The organism is Helicobacter sp. 11S03491-1 (assembly GCF_002272835.1).
Lineage (GTDB): Bacteria > Campylobacterota > Campylobacteria > Campylobacterales > Helicobacteraceae > Helicobacter_J.
The window spans coordinates 1-19,134 of the sequence record NZ_MLAO01000007.1 but is presented as its reverse complement, the minus strand read 5'-3'; the positions used below and the strand labels follow the sequence as shown (position 1 = coordinate 19,134).

Here is a 19,134-nt window from a genome sequence, read left to right as displayed (position 1 = left end):
AAAAAAGTGATGTAGAATAATTGGAGTTTGAGAAAAGGAAATAAAAATGAGAGAAAAAAAGGAAAAAAGCTTAAAGGGTTTTTGGGTAGCTGCTTGCAATACTCTGACATTTTTCACTTTCCATGTTTCATTTTTTTTCTTTTTTATGTTTTTACTCTCGGTAGTTTTCGGGTATTCATTTCCGGAATTTTTAATAATGTATTTTCTTGTAGGTATTCTTATGTTCTTCATTTTTGTTATTCCTTTGAGAGCTAATGTATGCGGGTTTTATTATATAAAAGATGATGGTATCTTTCTTTGAGTTCATACCTTACTCTCAGCGATTCTTTTAGCTATCTTTGTATATGTCAAAAACTCTTTAAATTCCATATTCTTAATATCACTTAAACTAAAGTGCAAGGCATAACCGATTAAGGCTATGCCTTCTGTCAGTCCGATACATCCACTCCAATAAAATCTTTTACCGAATCAAGTAGTTTTTTAAATTCTCTCACAGATAAGGCATTGATAGCATCTAGTGTTAAATCACCTTGACTCATATCAACAAGTAGAGATTTTGCAATTCCCAGCTCATCTTTGCTTTTGGCTTGTGCTGAAGAAATTTGAAGTAAAGTAGGCTCTTTAATTGTGATTTCTTGATTATTTTTTGAGTTTGTAATAGAATTTATATCAAAAATCAGTTGCTTTCTAAGGATTATTTTTTGTTTGGTTGTGAGGAGTGATTACTCTATTATCATTAGAGTAGTTTTTGATTTTTATCTTTAAGTGCTTTGTTAGTAAATTTAGTATTAAAAACAATAAAAAATTATTGATTCATATAATATAAATTGCTCAATATTTAGTTCTTATGATAAAATATAAAAATTTATTTTTGAATATAATTTTAAGGATAATAAATGGTTACTAAAATTTTGGGTATAGATATTGGGATTACCTCTATAGGGTGGGGATTGATTGAAGTTGATAATGACAATAAAGAAAATAGTAGAATTATTGATTGTGGAGTAAGGTTATTTAGTAAAGCAGAGAATCCAAAAGATGGTAAATCTTTGGCATTGCCCAGAAGATTAGCCAGAAGTACAAGAAGAAATTTTAAAAGAAAAAGGGTAAGAGTCAAACAAATTAAAATTTTACTTTCAAAATATCTAGATATTAAGCTGGAAGACTTTATTTCAGAAGATGAACATCTCCCGGAGTTTTTTATTACAAATAAAAATTTTATTTCTCCGTGGCAATTAAGAAGTGATGGACTTGATAGAAAACTAAATAATAAGGAGTTTGCAAGAGTTCTTTTACACATTGCAAAAAGACGTGGTTATAATGATAAAACAAATATAAGCGAAGAAACTATAGAAAATAAAGAAAGTAAGATTATTTTAGAAGCTATCAATACCAATAAAGAGCAGATGCAAAAAGCAGGTTACAGGACTATTGGGGAGATGATGTTTAAAAAATATTATAATAAAGAAATTTCTAAGGGTAAGTATGAAAATGTTAGAAATCATAAATCTAAAGATAGCAAAGAAATCAGTTACAGACGTTCTATAGGTAGAGAAGAGCTTAAAAAAGAAATAGAAATTTTATTTTGTGCCCAAAGAAAATTTGGCAATCAAAAAGCCACACAAGACATGCAAAAATCTTATATGGACATAGCTTTTTATCAACGTGATTTAAAAAGCTTTGAGTCAATGGTGGGAGATTGTGAATTTTTCAAAGATCAAAAAAGAGCCTGTAAATGTTGTTTTAGCGCAGAGAAATTTATCAATCTTGGAAAAATTATTAATACTTTAATTTTTGTTCAAAAATATGCAGGGGAAGTCTATTCAAAAGAAAAAATCCAAGAAAAAATCCAAGAGATTCTCAGTGAAGCTGAGAAAACAAAATTAGGTATCACTTATAAAAAACTTCGAAAGATATTGAATCTTGAAGGAGTTGAAAAATTTGAATTTAGTGCCTTGGATTACACCAAAATTTCAAAAATAAAAACAGGAGAAGAAGAAATAATCAAACAAAAAGATCCGGAAAGTCAGATTTTTATTAAATTTGAAAAATACCATAAACTTAAAGATTATCTATCTGAATTTTCTGAAGAATTTGAAAAGTTAAGTCAAGAGACTTTAGATAATATTGCTAATATTATTGCATTTAATAAATCTCCTAAAATTTTGGAAGAAAAACTTTCTTTTTTGTCTATTTCAGAAGCAATGAGACAAAAATTAATACAAAATCAATTAAATTTTAATCAAACAATTAATTTAAGCCTTAAGGCACTTTATAAAATATTGCCTATAATGGAGCAAGGCAGTAACTATAGAGAAGCTCTGGAAGAAGCAAAGCTTTTAAAACAAGATTCAAATAACAAAAAAGATTTTTTGCCTCCATTGTCTGAAACTGAGGAATTTTCTAATGTGTTAAATCCGGTAGTAAATCGTGCAATATCTCAATATAGGAAAGTTGTCAATTCAGTACTTCGTAAATATGGAGAGGTGCATAAAATTCATATTGAACTTGCTCGTGAAGTTGGCAAAAGTTTTGCTGATAGGAAAAAAATAGAAAAAGAACAAAAAGAACTCTATGAGAGAAATCAAGAAGCATTAAAAATATGCAAAACAATTGGTTTAGAGCCAAATGGTCAAAATATTTTAAAAGTAAAATTATGGATACGGCAAAATGAGATTTGTGTCTATAGTGGAAAAAAAATTTCTTCAAATGATTTAAAAAATGATAAGAAAGATAATTCAAAAAACAATAAAGAAGATGATAAGAAACTTGAAATTGATCATATTTATCCCCTCTCAAGAAGCTTAGATGATTCTCAAAACAATAAAGTATTGGTATTTGCAAAAGTCAATGACGAAAAAAACGATCGAACTCCTTATGAATGGTTAAAAGGAAATGAACAAAAATGGAATACACTGATAATACGTCTGCGCACAATGTGCAATTTACCAGAGAATGTAAAAAGAAAAATTGTTGACAAAAATTTTATGGATAAAAAATTAGGTACAAGAGGAGAGTACTTAACACGTAATCTTAATGATACTGGTTATATCAGCAGACTAGTAAGTCAATATACAAATGAATATTTAAAATTCTTGCCTTTAGAAGAAAATGAGAATATTTATTTAAAATCAGGTGTTAAATCATCAAAAAAACATATTGTCGTTATTAGCGGGAGTCTCACTGCAATGTTGCGGCATTATTGGGGATTAGATTCCAAAAATCGGGATACACATCTTCATCATGCTCAAGATGCCCTTATTTTAGCATTTACCACTGATTCTAATATTAAGGCTTTTACAGATTATCTCAAATCAAAAGAAGAAGGCTATTATAAAAAAATCAAAGCAGATCGAAAGGCACTTGAATTAAGAAAAAGTGATAATAAAGCTAAGTATTTACTACGTGATCCAATAAAAAATTTCCGATCTAAAACCAAAGAGGCTGTTGAGAAAATTTTTATTTCAAGAGCTTCTCAAAGAAAAGTTACCGGAACATTGCATGAGGAAACCATAAGATCAAAAAAAGATTATTTTAAATCTTATGGCGGAGAAAAGGGAGTACAAAAGGCGCTTGAATTAGGAAAGATACGCCAAATCAATGGTGGCATTTTCGATAATGGCGATATGGTAAGAGTGGATATTTTTAAATCTAAAGATAAGGGTAAGTACTATGTTGTGCCTGTTTATAGTTATGATATAGCAATAGGGAAGTTGCCCAATAAAGCTATTGTATACGGAAAAGATAAAGAAGGGGTTATCAAAGATTGGTTGGAAATGGATAGTAATTATGAGTTTTGCTTTAGTCTTTTTAGAAATGATTTAGTCCAAATTCAAACTAAAAAAATGCAAAATTTTGAATATGCATATTATGTGAGCACAGATTCAGGTACAGGATCTTTAACCTTTAGACATCATAGTAATTATTTATCATCAGAATCAGAGAAAGTTTTTTTCAAAATCAAAAAGTCCTCAGGTTTTTTGGCACAAAACTGCGGCATACAAGATCTTAAGATTTTTAAGAAATGTATTGTTTCTGTATTGGGCGAAATTAACGAAGCAAAATTTGAACCCAGAAAAGATATTAAGTTAAAAACAACAAAAAAATGAATTTCAATGGGTAGTTTTGATGAGGCTTATAAAACTATTTTTATTAGTAATCCTGCTAAATTGAGTCTTAAAAATAATAATTTTTGCATTACTCAAGAAGGCAAGGATATAACTTTACCCTTAAGAGATATTTTAGTTATTATTTGTGAGAATCATCAAATTAATATTACTAATAGTCTATTAAGCAAATTAGCAGATTCTAAAATCGTTCTTTTTAGTTGTGATGATTCTCATATTCCCAATGGTGTTTTTATGCCTTATCTTGGTCATTATAAAACTTCTGAAGTGTTGGAATTTCAAATTAAGACATCCCAACAAACCAAGTCAATTTTATGGCAGCAAATCATCAAGCAAAAGCTTTATAATCAAAGTGAGCTTGCTAATGGACAAAATCCCCAATTAGCTGGTAAAATTCTAAAAATGTCTAAAGATGTAACCCTTAATGACTCTAAAAATCTTGAAGCACAAGGGGCAATTCTCTATTTTCAAGCACTTTTTGGAAAAGATTTTAAGAGAACTGAAATTAACCCTACTAATGCTGCCCTCAATTATGGTTATGCTATTCTTAGGGGTTGTGTGGCAAGGAATTTAGTGGGGAGTGGGTTCCTCCCTACGCTAGGTATTTTTCACAAAAATCAATTTAACTCTTTCAATCTTGCTGATGATATGATAGAGCCTTATCGAATTTTTGTTGATTCTCTTGTGGTATTTATGTTAGAAAATCAAAGTCTTAAAGATGATTTTAGCCTATGTCACCGTCAAAAATTAGCGAGCATCTTAAATGCAAAAATTCAATGCAAAGATAAATACTATCCGATGTATCGTGCTATTACCAGAACTGTATGGTCTCTGGCAAATGCGATCAAAGGATTTGAAAGTGAATTGATATTACCATTATTTAAAAAAGAAGATTCTGATGGAAGAGAAATTTATGAGAGTTTTAGTGATGTTTGACATGCCCACCCATACAAAAGAAGATAGAAAAAATTCTGCAAAATTTAGAAAAGAACTTATCAAGGATGGATTTATTATGTTGCAATTTTCTGTTTATGTACGCATTTGCAAGGGAGTCGCAAGTGCAAATTCTCATCTTGATAGGCTTGATTTAATAATTCCTCCAAAAGGACATATAAGAGCCTTGATTCTTACAGAAAAACAATTTGATCATATGAGATTATTGCTTGGCGAAAAGAGTGAAGCAGAAAAAGCAAATAAACCAAGACAACTTGTATTATTTTAGGGTTTTTCGGAGATTGTAACTCCACATGGAACCCTATAACCATTTATTCTAGGCAGTTTTTAAATTCTTCTTCTAAAGATTGGTATTATAGCATATTTTCTATGCTTTTTGACCTTTTTTCTCCCAAATTTAGGGAATAAAGACAAGGTCTATTTTAGCATAGAAGAATTTAAAAACTGCCTAAAACCATCGCTCTCTCCTTCTTGAATTTCTTCTTATTTTAGCATAGAAGAATTTAAAAACTGCCTAAAACGCTTAACTCTCGTGCGATTTTATGGCAAAGATTTTAGCATAGAAGAATTTAAAAACTGCCTAAAACCCTTTGATAGTAAGTATAAAAATAAGTGGTATTTTAGCATAGAAGAATTTAAAAACTGCCTAAAACTAGTAAAGATGCTTATCAAAATTGGACAAAATTTTAGCATAGAAGAATTTAAAAACTGCCTAAAACAAACTTCAAGATCAGTATCAAAAAGCACTTATTTTAGCATAGAAGAATTTAAAAACTGCCTAAAACGGTATGGAGTGTGGCTTCAATAAGGATGGCATTTTAGCATAGAAGAATTTAAAAACTGCCTAAAACTCTTTAAGAAGTTTAAAACTAATGCTGGCAATTTTAGCATAGAAGAATTTAAAAACTGCCTAAAACGCTTGAGGAGCGCGCCGATATAAAGAGTTTATTTTAGCATAGAAGAATTTAAAAACTGCCTAAAACTTTTGACTAACGATCCGGGTAATCCTTTAGATTTTAGCATAGAAGAATTTAAAAACTGCCTAAAACTCGGATGGCTTTACACTAAAAACCTTCAGTATTTTAGCATAGAAGAATTTAAAAACTGCCTAAAACCACATTGCCTAAAGCCTGCGTGCCGTTACTATTTTAGCATAGAAGAATTTAAAAACTGCCTAAAACGGAGGGAAGGGAACTCATTTCGGGGCGTCAATTTTAGCATAGAAGAATTTAAAAACTGCCTAAAACAACAACAAACGTTTTAACCCCTCAAAAAAGATTTTAGCATAGAAGAATTTAAAAACTGCCTAAAACTCATTGGGGCTCCTTTTTGTCTATTTTAAAATTTTAGCATAGAAGAATTTAAAAACTGCCTAAAACTCCCATCTTTTAAGTAAAAGTTCTTTTGTTATTTTAGCATAGAAGAATTTAAAAACTGCCTAAAACCAAGAATTGCTCTCTAAGCTTTCAATCTTGATTTTAGCATAGAAGAATTTAAAAACTGCCTAAAACCAAGTAATATAGGGGGTTTGAACAAGATTGATTTTAGCATAGAAGAATTTAAAAACTGCCTAAAACAACAACAAACGTTTTAACCCCTCAAAAAAGATTTTAGCATAGAAGAATTTAAAAACTGCCTAAAACATCAAAGAGATACCATGCTTTGGGATCGCTATTTTAGCATAGAAGAATTTAAAAACTGCCTAAAACCCGACTAGATTTTTTCTTTTTTCATCAGCTATTTTAGCATAGAAGAATTTAAAAACTGCCTAAAACAAGAAAGACTTTGGAATGAATCAAAAAGAAATTTTAGCATAGAAGAATTTAAAAACTGCCTAAAACGACGCCATCTTGGAGAGATGATGAACACATTTTATAGAATTTTTAATATTTATTTAATTTTAGAATAGATATATTTTCATAATGAAAGCAAATTTTTTTATACTATTATTTTTTATGTCTTTGGGTGTATCTCTGTCTCTAGCAGAAAGTAAAATATATGTTGGGGTGGGAGGAGGAGTGAATTTTTACGCGTTGGGCAAAGAATTAAAAGATTTTCCATCAGAAACTCTTTACCCTATAGATTGGCAAGGTATGCTTTTTGGTGGGTTAGAATTCAATGATGGTGATTTCAATGGGGCACAAGTTTATTTTTCTTCTGATTTTAATGGTTTATGGAGAAGAGATTTTTTAGTAGGGATTAATTATGTTTTTGAGCCCCAAGAAAGCGATCTCACTTATGCTTTGATTACGGGCTTTGATTTAGGTATGCAGTTTATAGAATCGCGAAATACGCTGTGGGGGGGGGGGTGAATATTTCTAATTACATAAATGATGAGACTTTTATTATGCATTATAATCTGGGGATTAGATTTCGCTATAAGCATTTTGCGCTTTTATTAAATACTGCATTCCCTCTTTTTCCTACGAATGTAAATTCTAACGTTAGCGTTTATTCTTTCTATTATGGCCGTTTTGGTACCGAGAAATATGGCTATAGCGAAGATATTCTTTGTCACCTCTATCCTATTACCACAACACTAGGTATTATATACTTTTTTTGAAATTCTATCACAAAGGAGTAAATGATGCAAATATTAAATCAAATTGCAGAAATCGTTGAAGTGCTTTTACTTGTAGCATTGGTTTTAAATATGTCTCAATTGAATAAAAGAGTTAAAAAAATAGAAAAAAAAGGAGAAAAAAATGATCAGATCTGAAAAAATTTGCGTTGTTTGCGGCAAAAAATTTCTGGGAACAAAAAAATCAAAATTTTGCTCAGAGGCTTGCAGATGCAAAGATTATAGGATGAATCTCATTCTGAATGATAGGAAAAAAGTTAATATAACTTTAACTTTATCAAAACACGGCAATGTCGGTGAAGAAGAGTTCAAGGCAGAGAGTTTTGAAGAGTTGCTATCGTTGATAGAGAGTAATAGTAGGGGGGAAGATCACGTTTTTTATGATTCTCTTGAAAATATAATCAAAGAATGGGATATGGTTGGGGTTGATTGGGAAGAATACGGGCTGAGTGAAGCCCCCGATCCTGATAAGATTTCTTTTAAAATCAAAAAGCAATTTTATGATCAAAAATGGGGATTGAAGGGTGATGAAAACTTCGTTTGGAATCCGAATACAGAAAGTTGTCAAACTTTTTTTCTAAAAATCCCACCAAGATTTTTAGAAAGTAAAGAAAAAATGGCAAAATATATCGTTAATAATCTTTTGGAAAGCACAAGGGGTTATAGAATTTTTAAAAAAACTACAAAATAAAAGGATAAAAAATGAAATAATAGTTAAGTATAATTTTAAAAGCAATGAAAATATAAAAGATAATATCTTTTATAAAGAATTTTTTAGTTTCGAAAAATATTTAAGAAGTTTTGGAGATTTTGAGGAACTTCTACAAACTCCTGAGAATAGATACAATACCTGTATCGTGATGATTCATACATTTTTCCACAAAAAAGTATGCAAAGAAGTTTTTGATATAAAATAGATTAAATAATAAATAATTTTATTTTAATGAATATTTTGAGTATTTATTAAAAAATATCTCAAAAAACTACAACTCCGATGAAAAGTTAGGGAAAAATCTCAGTAAGTGGATTAGCACAAATGAAAAACTTGCCGACACCATCATAGCCAAACTTGATTTTCGCATGCAAGATAAAACACAAGCTTATATCGTGGCTGCTGCAGTCTCAAAACACATCAATGAATCTTCTGCAGGGGGTAAATATGTCGATTGGCTGGGGTTGAGGGAGTCTTTGAAAAGCTTGGAAGAAAAAATAGAAAATCCGAGTCTCAAAGATTATATAGCCACTCTGAAGGGGATGAGTGAGTTATTTTATAATGACGGGAATATCATCAAGCAAATTCAAGGGGGGAATATCCCCTTACCATTAGGAGCAAACGGACTCTCTACCAATCTGATTGTAAAAGCACATACAGGGCTTGTCAATGGCACTTTTAAAAAGCTTCAAGCCTTCTTGCCCAACACTTCAGGCAGGAATGCTGCATTTTTATACCATATCAAAAAAGCCATGAACCAATCGCGCACTTCTAAAGACTTCTTCTTCAATCTCATCTCCGATCCCGGCACACCTGCCTCTCTTATAGCCGAACTCAAAAATGAGATTTTAAGTATCTCAGGGACACTCGGGAAAGTCATGACCAAAGCTACACAAGCCCTGGATCAAAATGCCCAACAAGATTATGTGGAACTGCTGAAAAATGCCCAAAAATACCAAGAAAAACAATCATTGACTCAAGAAGCCAAAGAGAATCCAAAACCCAATCATGAACCCCTCAAAGAGTTTGGTACAAATTACCCTGAATACTACCATGACGGGAAAGGAGCGATTACTAAACTCCTCCAAACCAAAGAAGGGCAAGTCATGGGAGCATTCTACAAAGAAGGGTTAGGGGATATTGATTTGGTATGGGGAGATGAGAAAATGGGACTCTCTCATATTCTGAGCAAACACCCTGAAGTTGTGGATAAAATCCCTGAGATCATAAATGATGGTGCAGTGGTTGTAAGAAAACACGATGCCACACAGATAAACAAAGATGGCTATAAAGTTGTATTAAAAAGTAATTTATATGGAGAACCTACGGATAATCATTGGGTAATCACAGCTTATGAAGATACAAGAGGTAGGGATAAGTTTATCGACTCTATCCCTAACAATTCAGAGGAGACTCTCTCTAAAACCTCTTCATCCAATCCTAGCACAAATGAAATTAAAAATCAAGCAACCCTAAGCACTCAAGAAGCCAAAGAGAATCCAAAACCCAATCAAGAGCCCCTGAAAGAATTCGGCACAAATTACCCTGAATACTACCATGACGGGAAAGGAGCGATTACTAAACTCCTCCAAACCAAAGAAGGGCAAGTCATGGGAGCATTCTACAAAGAAGGGTTAGGGGATATTGATTTGGTATGGGGAGATGAGAAAATGGGACTCTCTCATATTCTGAGCAAACACCCTGAAGTTGTGGATAAAATCCCTGAGATCATCCAAAACGGAGAGGCAGTAGAAAATGCGGGTGTGAAAAGTATCAAATTTAATAATGGAAAATCTTATCGGATAGGCTTATCAAAAGGTTGGAATAATAAAGGGGATAATCATTGGGTGATTACCGCTTATGAAGATACTAAATCGCCTCATCCTGATGTCCGACCAAGTAATGAGGTTGCCTCGCAGAGTGGAACCGATCTCTCTGCGAACGATTTATCTGAGAATCCTAGCACAAATGAAGTTAAAAATCAAGCAAGGGCTAAAGAAAATCCGGCACTCCAAGCATGGATAAAGGATTACCAAAAACTCAAAGACAAATATAAAGATTATTTTAGCGCACAGCGTTTGAAGGGATACATGGAGGATGGAATCTCTCTCCAAAGCAGAGCAAAGGAATTAAAAGATGCGTTAGAAAAAGCTGAGTCTGAAGGAAGTGAAGCTATGATCAGAAAAGACCTTGCAGTCATCCAAGACAAAGAAGTCCAAGACTTCTTTAAAAAAGCTGACTTCGATAAATTGAAACTTCTTAGTGCTATGGATGATCTTGAGTTTTATCAAGCAGTGGGTAACAACCAAAAAATCATAGAACTCATTGAAGAAAAAATTGCCTACCTTCAAAACAAAATCCAACGCAATCAAGAAGCCAAACCCAATCATGAACCCCTCAAAGAGTTTGGTACAAATTACCCTGAATACTACCATGACGGGAAAGGAGCGATTACTAAACTCCTCCAAACCAAAGAAGGGCAAGTCATGGGAGCATTCTACAAAGAAGGGTTAGGGGATATTGATTTGGTATGGGGAGATAAAAGAGGGGGGCTATCCCATATATTGGATAAACATGGCAAGGACACTGCCTTAAAAATAGATGATGTAATAGAAACCGGACAGATTTTTAGAGATAAACATAATCGCTTAGGCATACTCAAAGACAATCAAATAGTAGGCATTCATGAAAAATATAAAGGTGATGACAGGCAATGGATAGTTACAAGCTATGAGTTGAAAGACCCTAAGCAGTATCTCGACGGTGCTGAGGCTTACGTTTCAGAACAGCTGGGCAAAACCAATCTATCCAAAAATCTTTCTCCCGATAATCCTAGCACAAATGAAGTTAAAAATCAAGCAAGGGCTAAAGAAAATCCGGCACTCCAAGCATGGATAAAGGATTACCAAAAACTCAAAGACAAATATAAAGATTATTTTAGCCCACAGCGTTTGAAGGGATACATGGAGGATGGAATCTCTCTCCAAAGCAGAGCAAAGAAATTAAAAGATATATTAGAAAAAGCTGAGTATGAAGTAAATGAAGCTATGATCAAAAAAGACCTTGCAGTCATCCAAGACAAAGAAGTCCAAGACTTCTTTAAAAAAGCTGACTTCGATAAATTGAAACTTCTTAGTGCTATGGATGATCTTGAGTTTTATAAAAAAATGGGTGAGCATCAGAAAATTAAAGAACTTGGAGATCTCCTTGAAGAAGAAATTGCCTACCTTCAAAACAAAATCCAACGCGATCAAGAAGCCAACCTCACTAAAGCACAACTCCAAGAGAGTCCCAAAATCAAAGAAGACTATAGTAACAAAGAACCCTTAAGCACTCAAGAACCCCTGAAAGAATTCGGCACAAATTACCCTGAGTATTACCATGACGGGAAAGGAGCGATTACTAAACTCCTCCAAACCAAAGAAGGGCAAGTCATGGGAGCATTCTACAAAGAAGGGTTAGGGGATATTGACCTGGTATGGGGAGAGGTAAGTAATCCAAGCAAACACACAGGATACGGACTGGCCCATATCCTTGATAAACACCCTGATTTTGATATCGGACTTATCCCTGAGATAGTGGAGAAGGGAAATATCATAAACAGACATAATGGTTATAACATAGAATCAGAAAAATATATTGTAGGCATTAATAAAGGGTTTGACGGAAAAGGGGATAATCATTGGATTGTAAGCGCATTCGATAGTAAGAAACCCACCAAGTCAGCATCCTCTGATGTTTTTAAAGAAAGCGAGAGTCTGCCTTCAAACTTACCCCATAATCCTACCACCTCAGAGCTAAAAAGTCAAGAAGAGCTTCTGTCAAAATACCCTACTCTTATTTCTACCCCCGAACAATACGATGAGTTGATGAAAACTCTCAATGGTTTTGCCTTATATAAATCTGCTTTTCCAAATAAGGATTTTGAAATTCAAGACGTCTTATCCGCTGCCGCTGATATCTACACCGGACTCCCTGATAGAGACATAATTACAAACCCGCAACTCCAAGAACTTTTGAGTCATCTTGATGATAAACACTCCCTTGTGTTACGTTATAGACATAATTTGAACGAATTTCCCGCCCTCATAGAATCCAAAAAATTCGAACTCAAAATGACACAAGAAGCAGCACAGGCTATACAAAAGAATATTGAAAAAGAAAAACAAAATGACAGATATCACATCAGTTACAGAACATCGGATTTACAATCCAAAAAGGAAAGGATACAAAAACTCCAACGCGATATTTCTTTCTTAAGAGAAGAACTCCAAAAAACTATAGAATTGTCCAAGACTTTGGGACACCCTTCCAAAGAACCTCCAAAAATGAAAGCCTATAAACAAATAGCCTCCAAGTACCCTGAAGGTTTATTGCTATTTCTTAAATATCCTTTTGATATACAAAAAAACGCAGAAAACCAAACAGAAGATATTTGGAAAAGTTTTATTGAAGAAATCCATCAAGAAATCCGAAAAAAATCTAAAACTAAAAAAGGCGAAAGACCTCCCCGATATAACTATGAAGATTTGGAAAGAGCAGTCAAAAGCCAAGAAGTCAGAGATTTTATTGAACATTCTCCTAAGGAAGTTTGGGATTATCTCAATCTCAAAGATGAGATAAAAAATTTGCAAAGCGCCCTGCATAAGAATCAAGAACGGATCAATTATGCCAAAGCCAATCAGGATAACCCATTTTATAAAGAAAGCTTGCCAATGTTTGAAAACAGCAAAAAAAACATTATGCAAAATTTGCAAGACACACAAACAGCACTCCAAGCACTCCAAATCAAATCCAATCTGCCCCCTAAACCTAAAGAAGAACCCAATCCGAATGCAAAAATCAAAGAAGACTATAGTAACAAAGAACCCTTAAGCACTCAAGAAGCCAAAGAGAATCTAAAACCCAATCAGGAGCCCCTGAAAGAATTCGGCACAAATTACCCTGAATACTACCATGACGGGAAAGGAGCGATTACTAAACTCCTCCAAACCAAAGAAGGGCAAGTCATGGGAGCATTCTACAAAGAAGGGTTAGGGGATATTGACCTGGTATGGGGAGATGAGAAAATGGGACTCTCTCATATTCTGAGCAAACACCCTGAAGTTGTGGATAAAATCCCTGAAATCATAAATGATGGAAAGGTAGATAGGGGAACAAACAGAATCTTTTTAAATACAGATGATAGTAGAATAGCTATTGCTTTGGATTATAAAGGTAAAGATAAAAAATGGATCATCACAGCATATAATAAAGATTACCTGTCCCCGGCATATCCGCACCAAGAACAGCTTACCCCCGCAACTTCAGCACATCGTATGCGAGATAACCTTCAGCCCAATCCTAGCACAAATGAAGTTAAAAATCAAGCAAAACAAACTCAAAAAGAACCCAATCCGAATGCAAAAATCAAAGAAGACTATAGTAACAAAGAACCCTTAAGCATTCAAGAACCCCTGAAAGAATTCGGCACAAATTACCCTGAGTATTACCATGACGGGAAAGGAGCGATTGAGAAACTCTTGCAGACCAAAGAAGGGCAAGTCATGGGAGCATTCTACCACCCTGATATAGGGGATATAACTCTTGTTTGGGGGAAAGAAGGCAGTGCTAAATCCGATGGATTCGGACTCGCAAAGATTGTAAAGTTTCACCCCGAAGTTGTGGATAAACTCGATGGAATTATCAACAATGGCAGATTTATACTTGATGAAAAACAAAGACCTAATATTGTATCGGATAATTCTATTGTCGGGCTTAGAAATGATTGGAAAGGAGAAAAGACACCTTATTGGGTTATTAGCAGTTATAGCAAAAAGGACTCCACTAAGGGGATCGACTCTAATGGACATTCTGTTAAGGAGAGCTATTCTCTTAACAATCCTTCATCCAATCCTACCACCTCAGAGCTAAAAAGTCAAGCAGATTTTTTTAAAAAATATAAAAAATTCACGACGAAAAATAATCTTGAATCCCTTTATGCCTTAGGGAATATCAAACACAGCAGGGATGAAGTCCTTCAAAGAGATGCATGGGATGATAAGGTATTAAAAGATATTGGAGAGTATTCTAATTTTGGAGATAAAAAGATGGCTGCCCTAGCCGGGAATCCAAAAGTCAGAGCATTGCTTGATGACCCTGTTGGAAGGGAGTTTATCAATGATATGGGAACTATTTTGGATAAACAACAAGAAATAAAAAATTACCTCCCTCATATCCAAAAACTTGAAAAAACCTATCGTGATTACAGCTTTGCCAAAAAAAAGAATGCTTATTTGATTACACAGAGTGAAGAGGAATTAAATCGTGCAAAAAAAGATCTCTTTGTATCTGTAAAAGAATTTCAAGAACTCTCCGCCCTTATGGGGCAAAAATACCCCGCTTATTTTGATGAGAATCCCAATGTTTTAAACTCTGCTTTGGTGGAAAAAGCCAAGAACCAAAGTCTCCCTATTGATCCTAAAGAATCCCTGTCTCCCCCCATCACTGAAAAAACAATAAAACAAAAAGATATAAAAGATATTCTCTCCATCCCTGCCAAAGAACTCCAAGAAGTCCAAAAAAAAGCTTCTGAACTTTGGGAAAAATACGGTATTGATATACACAATATCTATAAAACGCTTCAAGAAAAGGAGTTTGATTATGAACGTCTCTCAAAGTTTAAATCAGATTTTGCCACCGGCTATCCAAAATACATTCGGAGACTTCAAAATGCAATAAAACACGATAAAGAAAAATACCAAAAGCACCTTATCAGATATAAAGACGAATTAAAACGATCCACAGACAACACAGTCTCAAATCAAACAAAAGATTACAAAGCAATATTACAAAACTCTATCAAAACGAATATGAGAAAACTGAAAATACTCCAAGATCATGATGTCAAAGAATTTTTTAAAAAAATACATGATCAACCCCTTGTTTATGACTATATAGACAAATTGAGGATTATCCCTTATTTTTTAGAGACTCAAAGAACCGAACTCAAAAAACTGCAGAAACGCAAAGGCAATTATTTTGATTTTGGCACTATTAAGATGATTAGAAATCAAATTGCATCTTTGAAAAATGAGTTTGAAGAAAACATTGATCTCAGAAACAAAATTAACGCGTTTATTTCGCACGAACAAAAGCAATCTAAACTCCAAGAAAATCCCAAAATCAAAGAAGACTATAGTAACAAAGAACCCTTAAGCACTCAAGAAGCCAAAGAGAATCCAAAACCCAATCATGAACCCCTGAAAGAGTTTGGTACAAATTACCCTGAATACTACCATGACGGGAAAGGAGCGATTACTAAACTCCTCCAAACCAAAGAAGGGCAAGTCATGGGAGCATTCTACAAAGAAGGGTTAGGGGATATTGATTTGGTATGGGGAGAGGTAAGTAATCCAAGCAAACACACAGGATACGGACTGGCCCATATCCTTGATAAACACCCTGATTTTGATATCGGACTTATCCCTGAGATAGTGGAGAAGGGAAAGGTAGTAGAAAATGCGGGTGTGAAAAGTATCAAATTTAATAATGGAAAATCTTATCGGATAGGCTTATCAAAAGGTTGGTTAGACAAAGGGGATAATCATTGGGTAATTACAGCGTATGAAGATACAAGATTGCCCCATTCAGATTCTCGACCAAGTAATGAGGTTGCCTCACAGAATGGAACCGATCTATCTGCAAACAATCTTCAGCCCAATCCTAGCACAAATGAAGTTAAAAATCAAGAAAGACAAACCCAAAAAATTGATTTGGAATTATCTTTGCTATGACATTTCAAAATTTAAAAGGTTGAATATGGAAACGTTGAGTATGGAAATTTCAACACTTGCGCAAATTTCAGGTTGGGTAGTTGGCATAATCGGTGTGTTAGTAGCAATTATGGCATTTGGTATTGGATGGATTAGTATCTCTTATCAAAGAACTATGTCAAAAAAAATAAAAATGGAAATCGTGGAAACTGCAAGCAAAAAACTTGATAAGGCTTTAAAAGATCCAAAAGTCTCGGCAGACTTTATGAACTTGATTTTTGATAGCGAAGATTTTAAGAGCAAATTTTCAAAATTTATAAATATAGAAGTAGAAAATATATTAGAATTGGGAGAATCAAATCAAAATTATAAAGAATTTGCTGAAAATAACAACTCTAATGATAAAATAAAAAAGATATTACAAGAAAAGGAGTAAAAATGAGTCTTGAAAATTTAAAAATACTTATGAACAAAGCTCCGGAAGAAATTTTAAAACATTTTGACATAATAAAACCACCCGTAGATATTAAAGATTTGATACGAAATAAATTAAATATAACCATTGACGAAAGACTGGAATGGGATAAATTATTTTTAGATGGTTACGTCCAAATCGAAAATGATTCTCCCAGAATATGGTTAAATGATGGGGTATCCGAAGCCAGACAAAATTTTACATTAGCACACGAGTTGGGTCATATTGTCAATGATATTCTGCCAAACTCTGAGAAATATCAAGACCCTATAGAAGATAATTTTGATACTTTATACAGAAAAGGAGTAAGCCCCATAGAAAGAAGAGCTAATGATTTTGCAGCAAGATTATTGATGCCGGCTGCTTTTATTGATGAAGAGGTTGAAAGACTATCCAAAAGTGAAGATTTTAAAGATATTAGTCTTGAAACAGTTATCAAACGATTGTCAGCGAGGTTTAGAGTATCTTATGATGCAATGAAATGGCGACTTGTTAATTTAGGCTATATCAATAAAGATAAAATTTAAAAGCATTATTTTTTAATTTATGCCAAAGCTATCGGATTAAAAAAAATTATAATCCCCATAAATTGAGATTAAGCCGATGGCGCAGCAGCGTAGAGTGAGATAAGCGCAGGGTAATCAAATGTCTTTAATAAGATTTTTTATCTTATCATATTTTATAGCTTTTTCATAATTATTCAACCATCAAAAAAGACTTGGACTCTATAGAAGGGAGTATCAGATTAGAAAAAGGCACGCAAGACAAAAAAACAAACAAAGGGTATGGGACTACCCATATCAATGCCCGGCATAGCAACCCAAAAGATATAGGGTATATCACACCAAAAGAATATTTAAATTTGGGGAACTCTATGAGAGAATATCTCAAAGCCTATCAAGAGCCTTTTATCGATAAGAATGGAAACAGGATTTATGAATGGCACAATCAAGAGGGGGTAAGGTTTAGAGTAGTTGTTGGAAATGCGGGTAAAGATGTTTCTACACCGGAAACACGGAATAGCCGTTTGTCCTTACCCGCCGAAAGAATTATAACCTTTTATTCTGACAGAAACTTTAAACGCAAGATGAAATTTAAAAATGCAGCTGTCAAATTATGAAATTCAAGCAAAATCAATCAAAATATCACATACCGCCTGAGCTGATTAAAGAGTTTATATCAAAAAGAATCAAATTTATTACAAAAAGTAACGTATTATGATGGAACTTAAAAAGAAGGATTATGAGATATTGATTTGGTATGGGGAGATAAGAAGATGGGACTCTCTCATATATTGGATAAACACCCGCCGGAATTTGGGTGATTACACTTGATTTTTATTATCAAAAATGATAATATTTGAAAAACTATAAAAGGATTTGTTTGCAAGTAATTTTCTTTAATGAAAATGTTGAGAAAGATACGATGAGTTTGAATCCTGATTTGGTGGCTAAGTTTTTTGAAATTATTGAATTGATGGATAGAATAAATTCTGCTAATCTTGGAATGCCTTATACAAAATCTTTGAATAACGGATTGTTTGAAATCAGACTAAAGGCAAAGAGCGGAATTGCTAGAAGCGTGTTTTGTTATTTTGAAAAAAACTCAATCGTAATTTTGCATACTTTTGTTAAAAAATCTCAAAAAACACCTATAAAAGATATAAATATCTGCATACAAAGAAAAAAGGATCTTTTGAATGAAAAATAAAATAAATCTTCAAACTTACAACATCAATGATCTTAAAGCAAAGTATTTAAAAGGAGAGGTTTTGAAAGAATATCAAGCTCTTGAACCCCTCATTGAAATCAAATCTAAAATGCTTCAAGCAAGAAATGACGCTAAGCTTACTCAAGAAGATGTAGCAAAAGCACTCAACACTTATGTAAGCAATATTTCAAGACTTGAAAGCTCTTCAAGTTCCCCCAGCTTAAATACACTGATGAAATACGCTCAAGCTTGCGGCAAAAAACTAAAAATTGATTTTGTGGATAGATAAAAAGCATAAAATTTGTAAATTGCCGCTTAAAATCGAAGTGAGGGGCTCACTTCTGTTTTATATGGCAAAAATTAGAATTAAATTAAGCTTAAAATTAAACTTTTTTAATTCTATATCTACTCTATTTTAGATCCGATACAAATACTCCAAATACCAAAGATTCTTTTTTGAGTAAATAAAAAACATCAATGGCTATTCTCTCAATCTCTAAGCCCTTTAGCTTCCTCTTAAGCCTATAACCCCTTCATTAACTTAATCCAAAACTTCAACAGCCAGAATATTGGAATTACAATGACTCCAAATATTAACGATTTTATCTTTATCAAAAACTTCAATAAAATTATCTTGGCAGTCAAATTTTGAAACAGCATTTAATGGGATCTGCGTGGCTATAGGTTCAAAGCCAACTTCTGAGTAATCTTTGAAATATTCTCTCTTTATTCCTCAATTTCAGAAAGTGTTTTTAGAATATCTTCCATGTTGGGTTTAAAGATATGTTTGTTGCGTAATTCTTCTTCAGAGACATGTTTCC

Annotated in this window: 13 protein-coding genes and 1 CRISPR repeat array; all 13 genes read left to right on the top strand. The window is 33.2% G+C overall.

Features of this window, described 5'->3' with window-relative positions; translation table 11 throughout:
• The first annotated feature begins 46 nt into the window (after positions 1-46).
• The 13 genes from BKH45_RS08740 to BKH45_RS05690 all read left to right on the top strand — a co-directional run bounded on the left by BKH45_RS08740 (position 47) and on the right by BKH45_RS05690 (position 18,602).
• Positions 47-301, top strand: coding sequence for a hypothetical protein (locus BKH45_RS08740; protein WP_143428387.1), 255 nt, complete (start codon positions 47-49; stop codon positions 299-301).
• A gap of 595 nt (positions 302-896) precedes the next feature.
• Positions 897-4,109, top strand: coding sequence for a type II CRISPR RNA-guided endonuclease Cas9 (cas9, locus tag BKH45_RS05740; protein ID WP_095274534.1), 3,213 nt, complete (start codon positions 897-899; stop codon positions 4,107-4,109).
• A 6-nt stretch (positions 4,110-4,115) separates the two neighbouring features.
• Positions 4,116-5,063, top strand: coding sequence for a type II CRISPR-associated endonuclease Cas1 (gene cas1, locus BKH45_RS05735; RefSeq protein WP_095274533.1), 948 nt, complete (start codon positions 4,116-4,118; stop codon positions 5,061-5,063).
• A complete protein-coding gene (cas2, locus tag BKH45_RS05730) occupies positions 5,026-5,349 on the top strand; it encodes a CRISPR-associated endonuclease Cas2 (protein WP_219349990.1) in 324 nt (107 codons plus the stop codon). Before cas1 ends, cas2 begins: the two co-directional genes overlap by 38 nt.
• 151 nt (positions 5,350-5,500) lie before the next feature.
• A CRISPR array of direct repeats spans positions 5,501-6,922; the repeat unit is 36 nt; unit sequence ATTTTAGCATAGAAGAATTTAAAAACTGCCTAAAAC.
• Between the two features lie 177 nt (positions 6,923-7,099).
• On the top strand, positions 7,100-7,393 hold the full coding sequence (locus BKH45_RS05725) for a hypothetical protein (protein ID WP_143428386.1): 294 nt from the start codon (positions 7,100-7,102) through the stop codon (positions 7,391-7,393).
• A 275-nt stretch (positions 7,394-7,668) separates the two neighbouring features.
• Positions 7,669-7,800, top strand: coding sequence for a hypothetical protein (locus tag BKH45_RS09070; protein WP_257874505.1), 132 nt, complete (start codon positions 7,669-7,671; stop codon positions 7,798-7,800).
• Positions 7,787-8,353, top strand: coding sequence for a hypothetical protein (locus BKH45_RS05720; RefSeq protein ID WP_095274531.1), 567 nt, complete (start codon positions 7,787-7,789; stop codon positions 8,351-8,353). Before BKH45_RS09070 ends, BKH45_RS05720 begins: the two co-directional genes overlap by 14 nt.
• 389 nt (positions 8,354-8,742) lie before the next feature.
• Positions 8,743-16,149 (top strand): hypothetical protein, encoded by a 7,407-nt coding sequence (locus tag BKH45_RS09065; RefSeq protein ID WP_095274530.1) that lies wholly within the window; start codon positions 8,743-8,745, stop codon positions 16,147-16,149.
• 25 nt (positions 16,150-16,174) lie between these two features.
• A complete protein-coding gene (locus BKH45_RS05710) occupies positions 16,175-16,564 on the top strand; it encodes a hypothetical protein (RefSeq protein WP_095274529.1) in 390 nt (129 codons plus the stop codon).
• A 2-nt stretch (positions 16,565-16,566) separates the two neighbouring features.
• Entirely contained in the window at positions 16,567-17,130 is a 564-nt protein-coding gene (locus tag BKH45_RS05705; protein WP_095274528.1) for an ImmA/IrrE family metallo-endopeptidase, read from the top strand.
• A 191-nt stretch (positions 17,131-17,321) separates the two neighbouring features.
• A complete protein-coding gene (locus tag BKH45_RS05700; protein ID WP_095274527.1) occupies positions 17,322-17,723 on the top strand; it encodes a hypothetical protein in 402 nt (133 codons plus the stop codon).
• Positions 17,724-17,986: 263 nt separating this feature from the next.
• Positions 17,987-18,313 carry a type II toxin-antitoxin system RelE/ParE family toxin gene (locus BKH45_RS05695; protein WP_257874504.1) on the top strand — a complete coding sequence of 109 codons (327 nt, stop codon included), beginning with the start codon at positions 17,987-17,989 and terminating at the stop codon, positions 18,311-18,313.
• Positions 18,303-18,602: a helix-turn-helix transcriptional regulator gene (locus tag BKH45_RS05690; protein ID WP_095274526.1), complete on the top strand. Its 300-nt coding sequence runs from the start codon at positions 18,303-18,305 to the stop codon at positions 18,600-18,602. The genes BKH45_RS05695 and BKH45_RS05690 overlap by 11 nt, the downstream gene beginning before the upstream one ends.
• The last annotated feature ends 532 nt before the right edge of the window (positions 18,603-19,134 follow it).

Excerpts from the sequence above, each read along its gene's own strand:
- BKH45_RS08740 (WP_143428387.1), top strand. The coding sequence starts at position 47 with ATGAGAGAAAAAAAGGAAAAAAGCTTAAAGGGTTTTTGGGTAGCTGCT.
- cas9 (WP_095274534.1), top strand. The coding sequence starts at position 897 with ATGGTTACTAAAATTTTGGGTATAGATATTGGGATTACCTCTATAGGG.
- cas1 (WP_095274533.1), top strand. The coding sequence starts at position 4,116 with ATGGGTAGTTTTGATGAGGCTTATAAAACTATTTTTATTAGTAATCCT.
- cas2 (WP_219349990.1), top strand. The coding sequence starts at position 5,026 with ATGGAAGAGAAATTTATGAGAGTTTTAGTGATGTTTGACATGCCCACC.
- BKH45_RS09070 (WP_257874505.1), top strand. The coding sequence starts at position 7,669 with ATGCAAATATTAAATCAAATTGCAGAAATCGTTGAAGTGCTTTTACTT.
- BKH45_RS05720 (WP_095274531.1), top strand. The coding sequence starts at position 7,787 with ATGATCAGATCTGAAAAAATTTGCGTTGTTTGCGGCAAAAAATTTCTG.
- BKH45_RS09065 (WP_095274530.1), top strand. The coding sequence starts at position 8,743 with ATGCAAGATAAAACACAAGCTTATATCGTGGCTGCTGCAGTCTCAAAA.
- BKH45_RS05710 (WP_095274529.1), top strand. The coding sequence starts at position 16,175 with ATGGAAACGTTGAGTATGGAAATTTCAACACTTGCGCAAATTTCAGGT.
- BKH45_RS05705 (WP_095274528.1), top strand. The coding sequence starts at position 16,567 with ATGAGTCTTGAAAATTTAAAAATACTTATGAACAAAGCTCCGGAAGAA.
- BKH45_RS05690 (WP_095274526.1), top strand. The coding sequence starts at position 18,303 with ATGAAAAATAAAATAAATCTTCAAACTTACAACATCAATGATCTTAAA.